The organism is Psychrobacter sp. CX16, assembly GCF_057396245.1.
In genome coordinates this window covers 17,842-34,162 of sequence record NZ_JBXYJF010000002.1, presented here as the reverse complement: position 1 = coordinate 34,162, position 16,321 = coordinate 17,842, and the positions used below count along the sequence as shown (strand labels likewise).

General features: G+C 44.1%; 11 protein-coding genes. 9 read left to right on the top strand and 2 right to left on the bottom strand.

From position 1 onward, the window contains the following. The first annotated feature begins 16 nt into the window (after positions 1-16). Positions 17-2,671, top strand: a complete 2,655-nt coding sequence (gene topA, locus AC2SLM_RS00945; RefSeq protein WP_486551427.1) for a type I DNA topoisomerase — start codon at positions 17-19, stop codon at positions 2,669-2,671. 132 nt (positions 2,672-2,803) lie between these two features. Here topA and trhO read toward each other — a convergent pair whose 3' ends face one another. Then, a complete protein-coding gene (trhO, locus tag AC2SLM_RS00940; protein WP_486541725.1) occupies positions 2,804-3,811 on the bottom strand; it encodes an oxygen-dependent tRNA uridine(34) hydroxylase TrhO in 1,008 nt (335 codons plus the stop codon). 186 nt (positions 3,812-3,997) lie between these two features. Beyond that, the gene (locus tag AC2SLM_RS00935; protein WP_486551425.1) at positions 3,998-6,775 is read right to left on the bottom strand and encodes a penicillin-binding protein 1A; all 2,778 of its coding nucleotides are present in this window, start codon (positions 6,773-6,775) and stop codon (positions 3,998-4,000) included. A gap of 428 nt (positions 6,776-7,203) precedes the next feature. Here AC2SLM_RS00935 and pilM point away from each other — a divergent pair, with 428 nt between their 5' ends. From pilM to AC2SLM_RS00895, 8 genes are all read left to right on the top strand, one after another. Beyond that, positions 7,204-8,259, top strand: coding sequence for a type IV pilus assembly protein PilM (gene pilM, locus AC2SLM_RS00930; protein WP_486551424.1), 1,056 nt, complete (start codon positions 7,204-7,206; stop codon positions 8,257-8,259). Positions 8,260-8,262: 3 nt separating this feature from the next. Continuing rightward, complete coding sequence (locus AC2SLM_RS00925; protein ID WP_486551422.1) at positions 8,263-8,919, top strand: PilN domain-containing protein; 657 nt, start codon at positions 8,263-8,265, stop codon at positions 8,917-8,919. Beyond that, positions 8,919-9,647, top strand: coding sequence for a type IV pilus inner membrane component PilO (locus AC2SLM_RS00920; protein ID WP_486541733.1), 729 nt, complete (start codon positions 8,919-8,921; stop codon positions 9,645-9,647). Before AC2SLM_RS00925 ends, AC2SLM_RS00920 begins: the two co-directional genes overlap by 1 nt. Next, positions 9,648-10,259 (top strand): pilus assembly protein PilP, encoded by a 612-nt coding sequence (locus AC2SLM_RS00915; protein WP_486551420.1) that lies wholly within the window; start codon positions 9,648-9,650, stop codon positions 10,257-10,259. A gap of 120 nt (positions 10,260-10,379) precedes the next feature. Continuing rightward, positions 10,380-12,680: a type IV pilus secretin PilQ gene (locus tag AC2SLM_RS00910; RefSeq protein ID WP_486551419.1), complete on the top strand. Its 2,301-nt coding sequence runs from the start codon at positions 10,380-10,382 to the stop codon at positions 12,678-12,680. A gap of 163 nt (positions 12,681-12,843) precedes the next feature. After that, on the top strand, positions 12,844-13,389 hold the full coding sequence (gene aroK / locus AC2SLM_RS00905; protein WP_486541739.1) for a shikimate kinase AroK: 546 nt from the start codon (positions 12,844-12,846) through the stop codon (positions 13,387-13,389). A 103-nt stretch (positions 13,390-13,492) separates the two neighbouring features. After that, positions 13,493-14,569 (top strand): 3-dehydroquinate synthase, encoded by a 1,077-nt coding sequence (gene aroB, locus AC2SLM_RS00900; RefSeq protein WP_486551417.1) that lies wholly within the window; start codon positions 13,493-13,495, stop codon positions 14,567-14,569. Between the two features lie 198 nt (positions 14,570-14,767). After that, a complete protein-coding gene (locus AC2SLM_RS00895) occupies positions 14,768-15,889 on the top strand; it encodes a hypothetical protein (protein WP_486541743.1) in 1,122 nt (373 codons plus the stop codon). Positions 15,890-16,321 lie beyond the last annotated feature (432 nt).

Genomic DNA, 16,321 nt, shown 5'->3' with positions numbered 1-16,321 from the left:
TAGGATTTTAATATCAATGGCAAAAACCACTCGCAAGAAAACAACAGAGGCATCCACCGCTAGTGCCAAAGGCAAGTCACTGGTGATTGTGGAATCCCCTGCCAAAGCCAAGACCATTAATAAGTACCTAGGCGATGACTTTATTGTTCGCTCAAGTATTGGTCATGTACGCGACTTGCCGACCAGCAGTGGTGCAAAGAAAAAAGCCACGGCAGCGGATGAAAAATTAAGCAAAGAAGAAAAAGCGCAACAAGCTTTAGTACGCCGCATGGGTATTGACCCAGAGCACGGCTGGAAAGCGGTGTATGAAGTATTGCCTAACAAAACCAAAGTCATTAAAGAGCTCAAATCTCTGGCTAAAGATGCCGATAAGATTTATCTGGCAACGGATTTGGATAGAGAAGGAGAGGCGATCGCTTGGCACTTACGTGAAGTGATTGGCGGTGATGACAGCAAATATCAGCGTGTGGTCTTTAACGAGATTACCAAGTCTGCGATTCAAAATGCGTTTAAGCAGCCGGGTAAACTCGATATTGACCGTGTTAATGCGCAGCAAGCACGCCGCTTTTTAGACAGAGTAGTGGGCTTTATGGTATCGCCACTACTTTGGCAAAAGATTGCCCGTGGCCTATCTGCTGGCCGAGTACAATCGGTGGCAACACGTTTGGTGGTTGAGCGTGAGCGCGAAATTCGTGCCTTTATTCCAGAAGAGTATTGGCAGATTTATGCCGATACCACGATGAAAGGCAGCGATAATGCCAATGTTGCCGAAGATACGCCGATTCGTCTAGAAGCAGTCAAGCAAGATGGCAAAGTATTAAAGCTTGGTAATAAAGAGCAGACAGACGCGGTATTAGAGATATTAAAACCTGCAAAATATATCGTCAAAGAGCGTGAAGAGAAACCGACTCAGTCGAAGCCAGGTGCACCGTTTATTACCTCTACCCTGCAGCAAGCAGCCAGCACCCGTCTTGGCTTCCCTGTGAAAAAGACTATGATGCTTGCTCAGCGCCTATATGAAGCGGGTCACATCACCTACATGCGTACTGACTCGACTTTCTTGTCAGCGGATGCGCTATCGACCGTACGCGGCTTTATTGAAGACAGCTATGGTAAGAAGTATCTGCCTGAAAAGCCAAACTTCTATGGCAGTAAGCAAAATGCACAAGAGGCTCACGAAGCCATTCGTCCGACCAATGCCAATTTAAAATCCACTCAGCTAAAAGGGGTTGAGCGTGATGCGATTCGTTTGTATGAGTTAATTTGGCGTCAGTTTGTGGCTTGCCAAATGTTACCGGCCAAATACAAGTCAGTGAATTTACTGGTGGAAGCAGGTAATGTTGAGCTCAAAGCGCGTGGTCGTACTATGACTTTTGATGGTTTTACCAAAGTAATGCCGCCAGCAAAAACAGACGACACCTTGTTGCCAGATGTTAAAAAAGGCGATGAGTTAAATCTGATTAAACTTGACCCAAGTCAGCACTTTACTAAGCCGCCGGCACGCTATACCGAAGCAAGCTTGGTAAAAGAGCTTGAGAAAAAAGGCATTGGCCGCCCATCGACTTACGCGTCGATTATCTCGACCATTCAAGACCGCGGTTATGTGAAGCTTGAAAATAAGCGTCTGTATGCCGAAAAAATGGGCGATATCGTTACTGATCGTCTGACCGAAAGCTTCCCTGAGCTGATGGATTACACCTTTACTGCAGGGCTTGAGGACAAGCTTGACAATGTAGCACAAGGCGATCAAGACTGGAAGGCGGTCTTAGATAACTTCTATGGCGACTTTAAGACCAAGCTTGAGCATGCCAAAGATAAAGACGGTATGCGCCCGAACGACCCAACCGATGTGCCTGACGTGCATTGTGATCTGTGTGACAGACCAATGCAGCTGCGTAATGGCTCAACCGGTGTGTTCTTAGGCTGTACGGGTTATAACCTGCCGCCAAAAGAGCGCTGTAAAGGCACCAAAAACCTAATGCCGGTTGAAGCCTTTGCCAATCTTGATGACAGCGAGATTGACGAGAGTGTTGAAGTCAAAGAGTTGATGGAGAAAAAGCGTTGCCCTAAATGTAGTACCGCGATGGATGGTTATATCGTTGATGGCGGCTTGAAGCTGCATATCTGTGGTAATAACCCAGATTGTGATGGATACTTACTAGAAGAAGGTAAGTTTGAAGTACCTGGTTCTGATGCGCCCACCATTGATTGTAATAAGTGTGATGGTCAAATGGAGCTGAAAACGGGTCGCTTTGGTCCATATTTTGCGTGTAATAAGTGTGACAACACCCGTAAAGTGCTAAAAAATGGTGAACCTGCGCCGCCGCGTATGGATCCAATCGATATGCCAGAGCTAAGATCAACCAAGCATGATGACCACTTTATCTTACGTGAAGGGGCGGCAGGTCTGTTCTTAGCGGCATCGAAGTTTCCAAAAGTACGTGAGACGCGTCCGCCTAAGCTTGCAGAGCTGCGTGCCATCAAAGATAAAATGGATGAGAAATTCCAATATCTATTTGATGGCCCAGACGAAGATCCAGACGGTAATCCAACCATTTTGCGTTGGTCACGTAAGCAAAAAGAGCAGTATATCGGCTCGGAGAGCTTAAAGACTGGCAAAGCCACACGTTGGGGTGTCTATTGGCGTAACGGCGATTGGGTAGAGCAGTAAGTTTTTGACCCTCTTTTCTCTGCCGTATTATTGATATAAAAATGCCCACCGTTAAACGGTGGGCATTTTTGCTAAGTGTTCATTATCAACTATTTCAATTTATTAGACTGGTTTCTTATCACCAAATAACAGCTATTGTTCGTTCTTTTGCTCTAACTTGGCTTGCAGCTTTTGTTGTTTACGGGCTTCAATCACTTCATTTACGTCAGCACCGATATGGGCTTCACCACGCTGCTTTGCCAGTTGGATTTGGCGTTGACGTTCACGAAAACGGGCGCGTTGCTCCTCTGTGGCTTTATCGATACAGTGAGGACATGACTCGCCTTTAACATAGGCAGGGTCTTGCTTATCCTCTTCAGTGATTGGCATACGGCAAGCATAGCACTGATCGTATTCACCTTTGTCTAGGCTGTGATTGACGGCCACGCGGTTATCGAATACAAAGCAGTCGCCTTGCCATAGAGACTCTTCGGCAGGCACTTCTTCTAGATATTTTAAGATACCGCCTTCTAAATGATAGACCTCATCAAAGCCTTGCTCACGTAAATAGGCCGTCGACTTTTCACAGCGAATACCACCCGTACAGAACATGGCGACTTTTTTGTGCTTATTTGGATCAAGCTCATTTTTGACGTATTCAGGGAACTCACGGAAAGTCTCTGTTTTTGGATTTACCGCGTTTTTAAAGGTGCCGATTTGCACTTCATAATCGTTGCGCGTATCAATTAGCAGTACCTCGGGATCGCTAATTAAATCATTCCATTCGCTAGGCTTAACGTAGCGGCCGACCGATTGTAGAGGGTCAATACCTTCTACGCCCATAGTGACAATTTCTTTTTTCAGCTTCACTTTGGTACGGAAAAACGGCTGGGTATCGGTAAAAGATTCTTTATATTCAAATGCGCCGATGGCTGGAATGTTTTGGATATATTCAAGCACTGCATCGACACCAGCACGGTCGCCAGAAATAGTACCGTTAATACCTTCAGAGGCTAGAAGCAAAGTGCCTCGTACGCCTTTGTCTAGCATCAGCTGACGTAGCGGTTCACGGTAATCTTCATAGTCATTAAAGCGGGTGAATTTGTACAGTGCGGTGACGACAATGTTGTTGGTGTCAGTTAATGTTGATGATGTGGTCATAATTTTCTCCTGCTGGCTAGGTCGTAAACCTAGTGCGTGATTTGGCTAAATGCTAAGCGTATTTGTCAAAGTGAAGGACTTAAACCCAAGGCTTAAGAGTGAATACAGCCTGAGCCTAAACCAGTAGACACAAGCTGATAGTAAAAAGGTAGTCTATTAGGGATTTATAGCGAACTTCAAGTGAGTTTATTCAGAATCTGAAGTATTCTCGCTGCTACTGCCCGACGCTGCATTGTTACTGCTGCTATTAGAGCTATTGCTGTTCTGGCTATTGGCTTGAGAACGGACAGGCCTTGCTGATTCAGAGCTCACAGTCGGTTTTGGCTCAGGCGGTGGCGGTGGTAACTGACGCTCACTCATGGCAGCTTTTGGCGGCTTTAAGTTAGAGCTTTCAGTGATTTTTCTATTGGTGATTTGACGCGTTTTGTCGTCTTTTGACTCTTCGCTGGTATTATCATCAGATAGGTTAATAACGTCTTGCTTTTGCTTTTCAGATTTAGCGACATTATCAACGCTGACCCATTGATGTGGTCTACCTTTAAGCTGAGCACGCATAAAGTCCATCCAAATAGGCAAGGCCGCTACACCGCCATATTCTCCGCGGCCCAAAGTAGATGGTTGATCAAACCCCACCCAGACGATAGAGACTAGGCTTGGTTGGAAACCTGCAAACCAAGCATCTTTCATATCATTTGTGGTACCAGTTTTACCACCAATATCACTACGGCCTAAGGCCAATGCACGGCGTGCAGTACCACGTTGTACCACATCACGCAGGATACCAGCCATCTCATAAGCGACGATAGGCTTTAAGATACGAGGCGCTTGCTCAGCGGGTGAATATTGAATTGGTTTTGGTTTTAAGCGATCACTGATAGGAGATGCGTTGTAGCGTAGCGCTTCAATAGCGGCTTCACGTACTGCTTCATCATCTTCAGTAGTTGATATATCTTCGTCACTTGCGTTGCCAGCGATTAATACTTTTGCGGTCTTTTGGGCGTCTGCTGTAGAAAGGTTGGTCTCGTTCTTTAGGGTTTCTAATGCCTCATCACGCAGTTTGAGTTGCTCTTCTTGCTTTGCCTCATACTCCTCTTTAAGCTGAGTATTTAGCTTTTTAAGATTGCTATTAAAGCACAGCGCACAAGCACGTTTGGGGTTGGCTAAATATAGCAGATTATTGTCATAGTCATAAATCTGATCAATAAAGTAAGGCTGTACGCGGTGTCCGCCATTGGCAAAGGCGGCATAAGCAGTTGCCATCTGTAGCGGCGTGGCCTGACCGGCACCCAAAGCGAGTGATAGAGTAGTTGGTAGTTTTTCTTTATCGAGACCAAACTGATCTAAAAGTTGACGTGCATCCTCGGTACCGACGGCTTGCAATAGACGGATAGACACGAGGTTACGCGACAAGTATAAACCGCGGCGTAAGGTCATATTGCCATAAAATCGGCCATCTGAGTTTTTGGGTTTCCAGTCACCGATACGTAGCGGTCCATCCGAAATCATGCTGTCTGGACGATAGCCTTTTTCTAATGCGGCGGCGTAGTTTAAAGGTTTAATAGTAGAGCCAGGTTGACGCCAACCTTGAGTGGCACGGTTAAACTTACTATAGCGGTAATCAAAACCACCGACCAATGCAGTAAGTGCACCAGTTTCTGGGTCTAATGCCACCAAGCTGCCTTGAACTTTCGGTACTTGGGTGAGTCGCCAAGAGGTTTGGTCTTCATTGGCAATCAAACGTACGATGTCGTCTTTTGACACAATATCTGCCGCACGGTTCGGATATCTACGAATACGGTTTGCGTCTAAATATTCTTTCGCCCAGCTCATGCCTGACCAAGGAACGGTCACTACTTCGCCATTTTGAAGCTCAGCCTTAAAGCTGCGATAATCTACTTTAGTGACCTTGGCAGGAACCATGTTCGAGTAGGTCGTAAAGTCAGAAAGCGGCTTACCATTGGCTTCAGCACCGCGCCAGCCGTGACGTCTATCATAACCAATCAGGCCTTTTTTGATGGCGGTATCCGCGGTGCTTTGCGCCTCACTGTCTACAGTCAATTTAACACGCCAACCGGCATTAATAACGCCAGTACCATAACGGCTGACCAGTGCGTGACGGGTCATCTCTGCCAAATAAGGCATATTAACATCTAGCTTTTCTTTGTACAGATGCACGCCGATAGGAGCACGCACGGCTTCGTCATGCTGAGCCTGAGTAATATAGCCAAGATCTAACATGCGGCCAACAATCCAGTTACGACGTTCTTTGGCTTCTTCTGGATTAGAGACGGGATTATTTTGAGAGGGTGCTTTAGGCAGACCAGCAAGTGTCGCCATCTCTGCGATGGTCAAACGATCAAGCGATTTACTAAAATATTTCTTAGCAGCGGCTTTAATACCGTAAGCACCTTCACCCATATAAATCTTATTGACATAAAGTGTCAGAATCTCTTCTTTAGTCAGCTCATCTTCCATACGGCGGGCAAGATACAGCTCGGTCAGCTTACGACTAAAGGTACGCTCTGGGCTTAAGAAATAGTTTTTAGCCACCTGCATGGTAATGGTTGACCCACCGGTCTGACCCTCGTCATCAGTAATAATCTCGGTCACTGCACGGCCAAGACCTTTGATACTAATACCACTGTGCTCATAAAAAGAGGAATCCTCTGCAGCCAAGAACGCATTAATTAGGTCCTCTGGTACCTCTTCATAGGTCACCGGCAATGACATGCGATTGCCATACTGCCCAATGAGTTTGTCATCTTTACTATATATCTGTAGCGGCATCTCAAGATTGGCCGTCTTAATTTCAGAGACGCTTGGCAGATTGGGCGAGATGTACATCGCCATCCCATAAAATCCGATAGGAAAGGCCAATACCAAGATAATGACGAACGCTATAATCGCCAGTAGGAGATATACAAGGAAATGGATAAGACGAGAAGAAGCAGGCTTTTGAGGCATAGTGACTCTATTAATTAGAAACTGAAGTATTAGACACAGTGGTCCTCACAATTTGTGACGGGTTGACCATGTTTATATAGATGCAATTATAAAGCAAATTATAAAGTAAACGAGCGTTATCTTATAGGCTTTACTGTAAAACAGTCGCTGTAATTGACTTAATGATATAAGAAACAAAACCACTATTTAATAAATAAAGTCGATTTAATGAGTTTTTTGGATGCTTTATGGCTACGCTTAATAGTATCTGATAGCCAATTACTACCATAAATATTAGTCTTATCAATAAAGGTTAAAATATTAAATAAGTTGACAATAACACTTTATTTAAATATTGTTGTAAATAAGCAACTAAAACTAACTAAATATTAATTAATGTAATTTTAATTACATTGAGATTTTACTTGCCCCTAAAAGGATTTTGTATTGTGAGGTTGTTTCCCTCAAAGCGGCAGCGGCTAATAGGGATAGATATTAGTACCACCGCCTTAAAAATAGTGGAAGTGGTCAGACAGCATGACACCTACCACCTTAAAAGCTACGCTATCCAAAGTCTAGCTCAAGGTACGGTTGTCGACGATATCTTAGTTGATAGTGACGCCATTGGTAAGGCCGCAGCGGCTTTAGCACAGCGCTTAACCGGCAGTTCGAGAAATGCAGCCATTGCCATGCCGGCTGCGACGACAACCACTAAGCTGATGGACATGCCTGCGCACTTTACTGAACTACAAAGAGAGGCGCATATCTATGTCAATGCTGAACAATATATTCCTTATCCATTAGCAGAAGCCTATTTGGATTTCGAGGTGGTGGGTACGTCAACAGCGAACCCCACCGATATTCAAGTGCTACTGGTTGCATCAAAAGCAGAACCCATAGATCACCGTGTTGAGGCGTTAAAGCTAGGCGGCTTACGTGCTGTAGTCGTTGAAACCGTGCCTTATGCTATCGAGCGCGCCTTCCGACTTATTGATAATGCCTTGCCTAATGCCCCAAGTTTAATAGTTTTAGTCGATATTGGTGATGAGCAAACCGAATTTTATATTGCTCGAAATGGCACGTTTGTGCACAGTCGTGAGCAGCGCTTTGGTGGTGGGCAGTTAACCGAAGCCATTGAACATAAATATGGGCTGAGTCTTACTGAGGCCATAGAAGCGAAATTTGATCCATCTGCCCTGTCAGATTATGAAGCGCAGGTACTAATTCCTTTTATTGACAATCTAAATCAGCAATTAAGCCGATTTATTCAGCTGTATCTATCCTCCAACCCATCATCACAAGTTGACCACATTGTATTATGTGGTGGTACGGCCTGTTTATCAGACCTGCCTTCTATTCTGCAAAACCGTTTGAATATACCGACCACAGTCGCCAACCCTTTTCAGAATATGAGTATTGATTGCAGCATTGACTTAGCTCAGCTAGCAGTAGATGCGCCGCGCTTAATGACGGCTTGTGGTCTGGCATTAAGGGTGGAGCACTAATTTATGGCTACTATTAATCTACTACCTTGGCGGGATGCTCAGCGCAAACGCCGCAACCGCAACTTTTTAATTGTACTTTCTGTCAGTTTGATTTTGGGAATAGTCGCTACTTTTCTTGCATGGTGTTATGTTGATCAGACTTTAGAGAGTCAATATGCGGCTAATGACCGTATTTCGGCAAAAAACAACGCATTAAGTGCAGAGCTGATTTTAATTAAAAATCTGATGCGGCGCCGTGATGATATTATGGCGCAGACGGAGGCTATTCATACCTTGCAAACTCAGAGCTCGATGCCGGTGCGTGTTTGGGATGATGTGGCCAAAGCAATCCCAGATACGCTGTATTTGAGCGGGATGGCAGGAGAACAGGCGCTGCTGACTTTAATCGGTAGAGCAGATAATCCAGATCGGGTAGCGAGATTGATCGAAGGCTTGGATGCCAGTGATTGGCTCAATGAGGCAACGGTTAAATTTGTTAAGCAAAATACGGCTAACATCGCTTCTATAAGCTCACAAGAGTCATTTAATTCCTTAAATAATGGGCAATACCCAGAAGACGGTTATATTGACTTTGTGGTGACTACCCAAATGCAGCAAGTCAGTCTATCTAATCCAAAGCAGCCGAACACACCACTTAATAGTGATGGAGTAGAGCCATAATGGGAGACGTTACAAAGCGTCCCAATCTTAATCACAATGCTAACCTTACCTCAAAAAAGCGTTTTGATTTACGCAATTTCTGGCAAGAGTTACAGCAACTTGATCGACAAAACTATGGCAGTTGGCCTTTGGTCATCAAAGTCTTGCTTATCTTAGTCTTGTTATTGGTCATAACAATAGTGGGTTATGCTGTGCCTATTCGCCATAAGTTAGCCGATATTCAAGCAGCGGAAGCACAGCAAGAAGTGCTGCTACAAACGTACCAGAGCCAGAAAGCTCAGTCAGGACAATTGCAATCCTATAAGGCGCAGGTAATACAGTTAGAGTCCCAGTTTGCAAAGTTGCTTGGACAAATGCCAGCGACTGCCTCTGCCTCTGATTTGGTTGACAGTATTAATAGCATAGGGGTAGATAGCGGTATTCGGTTTCAAGACATTGCTATTGATGCAGCGATTGAGCAGCCTCTATTTATTGAGCAGCCCATTCGCATTATTGCAGTGGGCCAGTATCATCAGTTTGGTCTGTTTATGAGTCGTTTGGGTGAGTTGCCGCATTTAATCACGTTGCATGATTTCGAAGTCACTAATCTAATGCCAAGTTTGCAGAAAGCACCGGAGCTGACCTTAACGTTGCAAGCCAAAGCGTATCGAGTGAAACCTATTGCTTCAGAGATTGCTGTCGCTAACTCTGAGCCAAATTATCCCGACGCGACTTTGGTGAATGACTAGATGAGAACTGTGATAAATATTCAGGGTGCTCAGGTTGTAGCAGCAAGTCTTCTATTAATCGGGTTGGTAACTATTTTATTGCTATCAGGGTGTTCAGACCGTGGTGCGATTGCCGATGCTGCCATAGCAAACATAGATACCATGTCAGCCACTCATCTTGAACCAATCGCTGCTCTGGACACCTCTGATACGATAACAGAACCCGATGCCTATATTTATTCTTCACAAAGTTTACGCAGCCCATTTATGCCGCTTAGTGTGTTAAACAAACGGCCGGCTGCTCCTGCTACTGGGGTTATCGAAACTCAGCCGGTAGAGGTAACACCGACACTACCGGTTCAAAAAACCATTCAAATTAAACATGGACTTGAGCGGTATAAGCTACAACAGCTGCATTATAGAGGGAGCATGACCTCAAAAACCAATGTGCTATATGGCTTGGTTGAGCGTCCTGATGGACTTATTGCCCGTGTGCAAGTGGATGATAAATTAGGTCCTTATAACGGCCGAATTGTTGCCATTACTGCCAACCATATTGAAATTGTTGAGCAGTTTCTAGATCCGCAAGGCGGTCAGCTTGAGCAGCCTGCCTTTCTTAGATCTTTCCAATAATACCTTTAAGACTCACACGCTTTATATTACTTAGGTCTGCATGTATTTGGATATCAGATACGAGCGTTATCACTATTAGAAATACCATTTGGATAATCAGCACCATTTTTAGGGAAGAGTATGCTCAGTAGAGATAAGACAGGCGGCGCAGTAACTGTGGCCGTTAAGATTAGCGTGCGTTTTATTGTTTTTATTATGGCAGCGATTGCCTTGTCTCTAAGCATCCTTCAGGTTTGTCTAAGTAAAACCCTAACAGGATTAATGGTTGATAAGTCGTCTGATAATTCGACACAGCTGCGACTTGGTTTTGATGGGACAGCTGTCATGCCAAAAGCGTATCAATTAGACAATCCGTCGCGTTTGGTATTGGATTTTAATGATGTGGCAAATGGATTGTCGTTACAGCAGTATGATATTCAGCAAGGCACTATATCGACAATTGAGAGTTTAAGTAGTGAGGCGCATACTCGATTGATTGTTCATCTAAGCCCTAGCGCACAAAGCCCGACCTTTATGAGTATGGCTCAGAATGATAGTTTGCTGGTTAATATTAACCAGCAGCAAAAAGTCGCCAATACCTATCGTTACGGCAATAGCTTGGTAGATAGCTCACAGCCGAGTGTCATTAATTATGGTAGTGAGCAGCTTAAATCCCTACCGAGTCCCACTCGAAAGGGTAAAGAGCAAAGCAGTCAGCTTTACGGTTTAGACAATCTGGCCTATAGCCGCCCAACAAAAGGGGTGGGCACGCTAAGTATTGAGCTGATTGATGAGACAGCTCTAGATATACAGCGCCGAGGCAATAAGGTCATGATACGCCTGCTAGGTGCGACTATTCCGCAACAGTTACTGGGACAGCATCATGTTAATGATGGTCTGGTCGATAAAATGACTGTGATGAATAAAAGCACTTCTAAGGGTGAGGAGGGGCTTATTACGCTTTCGATGCCTAAAGATTTTGAATACCAAGCGTATCAAGCTGGTAAGCAGTTCACTTTAACGATAAAGCCGGCACAGCTGTTACACACACCGGTTGTGACCAAAAAGAAATACAGCGGCCAACCGATGTCGATGGATTTTCAGAATGTAGAGGTGCGCAGTGCGCTACATTTACTGTCTGAATTTACCGAGATGAATATTGTCGTCAGTGATGCAGTCGCAGGAAAAATAACCTTAAACCTGATTAACGTGCCGTGGGACCAAACCTTAGATCTAATTTTGCAAAGCAAACAATTAGCGATGCAGAAGCAAGGTAATGTGATTTTGGTCGCGCCCATTGCAGAAATTGCTGAGCGTAATCTTAATGCGCTTAAAGCACAGCAGCAGTTAGCAAATAGGCTGCCGCTACGTACAGAATATGTACGCTTAAATTATGCGAAAGCCGGTAACGTGGTTAACCTTATATCTCAAGCCCGAAGCTCATCTGCTCCATTAACCGCCAAAGCGCTAACATCTAAAGGGCTGACTCTGGTCAGTCAAGCAGGCGCTTTATTATCGGGTAGAGGCAGTATTACGGTTGATACGCGCACCAATACGCTGATAGTCAGAGATACTGCGGTAAGCCTAGAGAACATACATGAGCTGATTGCCAAAATAGATATTCCAGTGCGTCAGGTCATGATTGAGGTTCGTATTGTCAGCGCCACCGATAGCTTTAGTAAGGAGATGGGGGTTAAATGGGGCGTCTTGTCCAAAGGCATTGCCAATAATGATACTTTATTGGTCGGTGGTAGCACCCAGACGTTGGCTGATTTAAAACAGTTTACGATAGAGAATACGACAATAAATAGTAAGTCGGTGTCTTCCCCTAAATATGCTATCCATCGCCCCGATAATTTAAATGTGGATTTGGGTGTGTCTAATGCGGCAGGGCGTATTGCGTTTGGCCTACTCAGTATGTCCGATTTAATGATAGATTTAGAGTTATCGGCGATGCAGGCAGATGGACGTGGCGAGGTGATTTCGACCCCGAAGATTTTGACCATGGATAAGCAAACTGCCAAAGTATCTTCTGGTACCAAAATACCGTATCAGAGCGAATCAGAAGGCGGCGGCACCACCACTCAATTTGAGGAAGCGGTGCTTAGCTTAGAGGTCACGCCTAATATCACGCCCGAGGGTAAAATTGCCTTACAATTAAATATTGAAAATGGTCGCCCCAATCCAGTCGGGCAGGGTATTATTCTGATAGATACCGATACGTTAAGTACCAATGTGACCATTGATGATGGGCAAACCATTGTTTTGGGCGGCATTTACCGCAATCAAATCTTTAAAAATGTCGAAAAAGTGCCTTTCTTTGGTGATATTCCTTATATGGGTCATTTGTTTAAGAAGGATTTGCGTAGAAATGATAAGCAAGAGTTGCTTATTTTTGTGACACCCAAACTTATCGATGAGCAGGTCGAGAGTTTTTATTAGTTTTTATATTTGTCATCTTTTAGTGCCGCTTAACCCCATTTGCAAATAATAAAGGGCTATATTTGATAAATAATAAGCTATTTAGTTTAATGGGGTTGTGTACCAAAATAGCATTAAGCACAAAAATGTCTGTATAATCTGTGAATTTATGTGAGAGATAATAATGCAATCATCTTTGCCATCATTATTTATTGTAGGCCCTATGGGAGCGGGGAAGACCACAGTTGGTAAGCTGTTGGCAAAACACTTCGGCCGACAATTTTTAGATAGTGATCACTACATCGAGGCGCAGACAGGCGCAGACATTCCTTGGATTTTTGAAAAAGAAGGGGAAGCAGGTTTCCGTGAGCGTGAAGCAAAAGCCATTGCTGAGCTGACAGATTTGCCGAATATCGTTTTAGCAACTGGTGGCGGCGTGGTGGTGCAAGAAGCAAACCGTGAGTGCTTAAAAAAACAAGGCATTACTATCTATTTGCAAGCCAACGTTGATGTTCAGTTAAAAAGAACCTCCAAAGATAAATCGCGCCCTTTATTACAAACGCCGAACCCACGTGCGGTTTTAGAATCTTTGTTTGAGGTGCGTGACCCCTTATACCGAGAAGTGGCGGACATTATTGTTGAGACCGGTGAGGGTTATCCAAGATATATGCTGCGCAAAGTGGTGGAAGCGTTAAAAGAGAAATATCCTGAGTTTGCAGAGGCCGATTAATACGATAGCAAGCAGCTATCTATATTAATTTTTGCAAATAGTATAAGATTCTAGCTAGCGGCAAATAACAAAGTTAACAGTGAAAGCTGACACAGAGAGTATTATGAAAGCCAATTTAACCGTTCATACCCAAAGCCACGATTATCCGATTGTCATTACCAGTCAGTGTGATATGGCGGCTGAGATTGCCCCTTATATTAAAGGCCAGCAGGTGATGATTGTTTCTAATGAGACGGTTGCGCCGTTATATTTGCAAGCGCTAGTTGATGGGCTTGAGGCTGATTATAAAGTGATGAGCGTTATCTTGCCCGATGGCGAGCAGTATAAAAATCAGCAGCACATAAATATGATTTATGATGCGTTGATGGACAATCACTGTAGCCGTGATGTGACCTTAGTGGCGTTAGGTGGCGGCGTCATTGGGGATATGACCGGCTTTGCTGCGGCGTCCTTTATGCGAGGGGTGAATTTTATTCAAATCCCGACTACTTTGCTGTCGCAAGTGGATTCTAGTGTTGGCGGTAAAACCGGTATCAATCATCCCAAAGGCAAGAACATGATAGGCGCATTTTGGCAGCCACAAATGGTGCTCGCTGATATGCATACGCTGACTACTTTGCCAAGACGCGAGCTGTCAGCGGGTATGGCTGAGGTGATTAAGTATGCCCTGATTATGGATGCCAAGTTTTTGGATTGGCTTGAGCAAAATATGAGTGCCTTAATGGCGTTAGATAAGATAGTACTGGCCGAAGCAGTGGCCAGATGTTGTCAGTATAAAGCGGATATTGTTAAGCAAGATGAGCGAGAAGCTGGCAAGCGTGCATTGCTTAATTTTGGTCATACCTTTGGCCATGTGATTGAAACGCATGAAGGCTACGGCGAATGGCTACACGGTGAGGCAGTTGCTGCGGGCATGGTACAGGCAGCTAAGTTATCGCAGCAAATGGGCTGGATTAGTGAGGCCGACCTGCAGCGTATTTGTAACGTATTGATATCGGCAGAGTTGCCTATCGCACCGCCGCCAATTGATACCCAAACGGCACTGGGCTTAATGCAGCATGATAAGAAAGTTAAATCAGGACAAGTACGCTTGATTTTGTTAAAATCACTCGGTGATGCCGTTGTGACTGCTGACTTTGATCCGGCGCTACTTGACGCCGTATTAAGTGAGACCACTTAAGCAACTTTTGGTTTCATAAGCCTCACTCTCATAAGAGTCACTCTTTAGGCTCAACTTGGTTAATAAGCGTTATATCAATTGTTATAATGGCTTATTGGCAATTCACAAAGAGACATGGGTTAAGGATCTATTTCACCGTTAACGATGCTCTTTATTATTAAATATTCTACTATACTATCTATTGACTGGATTTGCTCTATGGCAATCACACAAAGCCCCACGCCTAAAAAGACGCCTAATAATAAATTACAGAAGAACAAAAAGCGCGTTGTTGCCAGTGTCTGGTTGATTATGGCGTTGCTATCCGGAGCAGCGGCGCTGGCCTTATGGATGTTTAGTTCTGCCCCTGGGTTTGATGAAAAGACAGAAGAGACAGGACAGAAAACAGAAGAGACAGTGGCTAATACCTTAGGTCAAGTAACCAAAATTGAGCAGTTAAATGAGCTAGATAATGAAGTTCAGCCTATCTCTTTTGATGCTTTAGTACGTGATTTGCGTGATTATCCGCCTGAGTTTAAAGATGCTAGGTATCTGAAGAAAAACAAGGGCAAATGGACCGTTCAAGTGATGGATGTATCTGAGCATGATATTATCACTGATTATTTAAACTCGCGCGATGACCGTGAGAAGTTTGCTTATTTCCGTTATCGTGATGACAGCGATCAGCCGCGTTATATCTTGACCTATGACGTTGTGGGTAGCAAAAAGCTCGCTGAAGGTACTGCTGATGCAGTAGATTTTGATTTACCATCAAATGTGCGTTTAATACCAGAGCAGCTCAGTACCTATATCGATGTGATTGAAAACTATGAGTTATCTGCGCCGATTAAGGACTTATCATCGAATCGTACGCGTCAAGTAAGATTGCAGCCGACTAAGCGTGAATTAGCGGTACGTCGCCGCAATGAAGCTGCTTCGCAGTCGTCACAATCAAGCAGTAGCAGTGAGGTTAACGATAATAGTAGTAATAATAGCCAACGCTCAAACAGCCCAGCAGCCAGTTCATCACCAATTAGAAACTCTAATGACACCAATGATACCTTGTCAGTGCAAGAAGAGCGTAAAGTGATTGTGGATGGGGAGGAAGCACCATCAAGTAATACGGGTGTTGCCAATCAGTCTAATGCTCAAGGTAGCGCGCCTCAAACGCCATCGCGGCCCAAGTCTGATAGCAGCCCGAAACCTCAGAGCGCACCAGCAACGCCAGTGCCACCAACCAAGCCGGCACCAAGCAATAACCGTCCTGCCAATAATTCAAACAGTGGCGGTAATGCAAGTACCGATAGTATTGGTCAGCTTATTGAAGAGAAAACCCAATAGCTTATTAAGTATCCTTTTACATACTGCTGTTATATAAAAGCGTTATCCTTAAAAGATAGCGCTTTTTTTAGCCAAATGATAAGACAAATCAAGCGGTCTTATAACCGGAAGTCATAAAAAGCAATCAGTAAAGAATGATTTACATTAAAAAAGTTATGACTAAAAGTTCAAGCTGGTCATTAAATTTCACTGGATTTTATACCCATGTTTCTCTAATATGGTTTATATTGACGTTTAGGAATGTTATCGCAGGTATTTATTATCTTGATAGTGAATATCACTATTGACTCACATCTTCCTAATATAGTGTCATTGTCAGTCATTATTTAAGACGCTTTTTGAGATGGCTGATACAGATTAAGAAGTAGTGACTAAGTAGGCTTGATAAAGCACGACGATTATCCTAGCTTTATTTTGCTTGCTTAAGATCGG

Bases quoted from the DNA above. Each gene is read 5' to 3' on its own strand.
- topA (WP_486551427.1), top strand. From the start codon at position 17: ATGGCAAAAACCACTCGCAAGAAAACAACAGAGGCATCCACCGCTAGT.
- trhO (WP_486541725.1), bottom strand. From the start codon at position 3,811: ATGACCACATCATCAACATTAACTGACACCAACAACATTGTCGTCACC.
- AC2SLM_RS00935 (WP_486551425.1), bottom strand. From the start codon at position 6,775: ATGCCTCAAAAGCCTGCTTCTTCTCGTCTTATCCATTTCCTTGTATAT.
- AC2SLM_RS00925 (WP_486551422.1), top strand. From the start codon at position 8,263: ATGGCTACTATTAATCTACTACCTTGGCGGGATGCTCAGCGCAAACGC.
- AC2SLM_RS00920 (WP_486541733.1), top strand. From the start codon at position 8,919: ATGGGAGACGTTACAAAGCGTCCCAATCTTAATCACAATGCTAACCTT.
- AC2SLM_RS00915 (WP_486551420.1), top strand. From the start codon at position 9,648: ATGAGAACTGTGATAAATATTCAGGGTGCTCAGGTTGTAGCAGCAAGT.
- AC2SLM_RS00910 (WP_486551419.1), top strand. From the start codon at position 10,380: ATGCTCAGTAGAGATAAGACAGGCGGCGCAGTAACTGTGGCCGTTAAG.
- aroK (WP_486541739.1), top strand. From the start codon at position 12,844: ATGCAATCATCTTTGCCATCATTATTTATTGTAGGCCCTATGGGAGCG.
- aroB (WP_486551417.1), top strand. From the start codon at position 13,493: ATGAAAGCCAATTTAACCGTTCATACCCAAAGCCACGATTATCCGATT.
- AC2SLM_RS00895 (WP_486541743.1), top strand. From the start codon at position 14,768: ATGGCAATCACACAAAGCCCCACGCCTAAAAAGACGCCTAATAATAAA.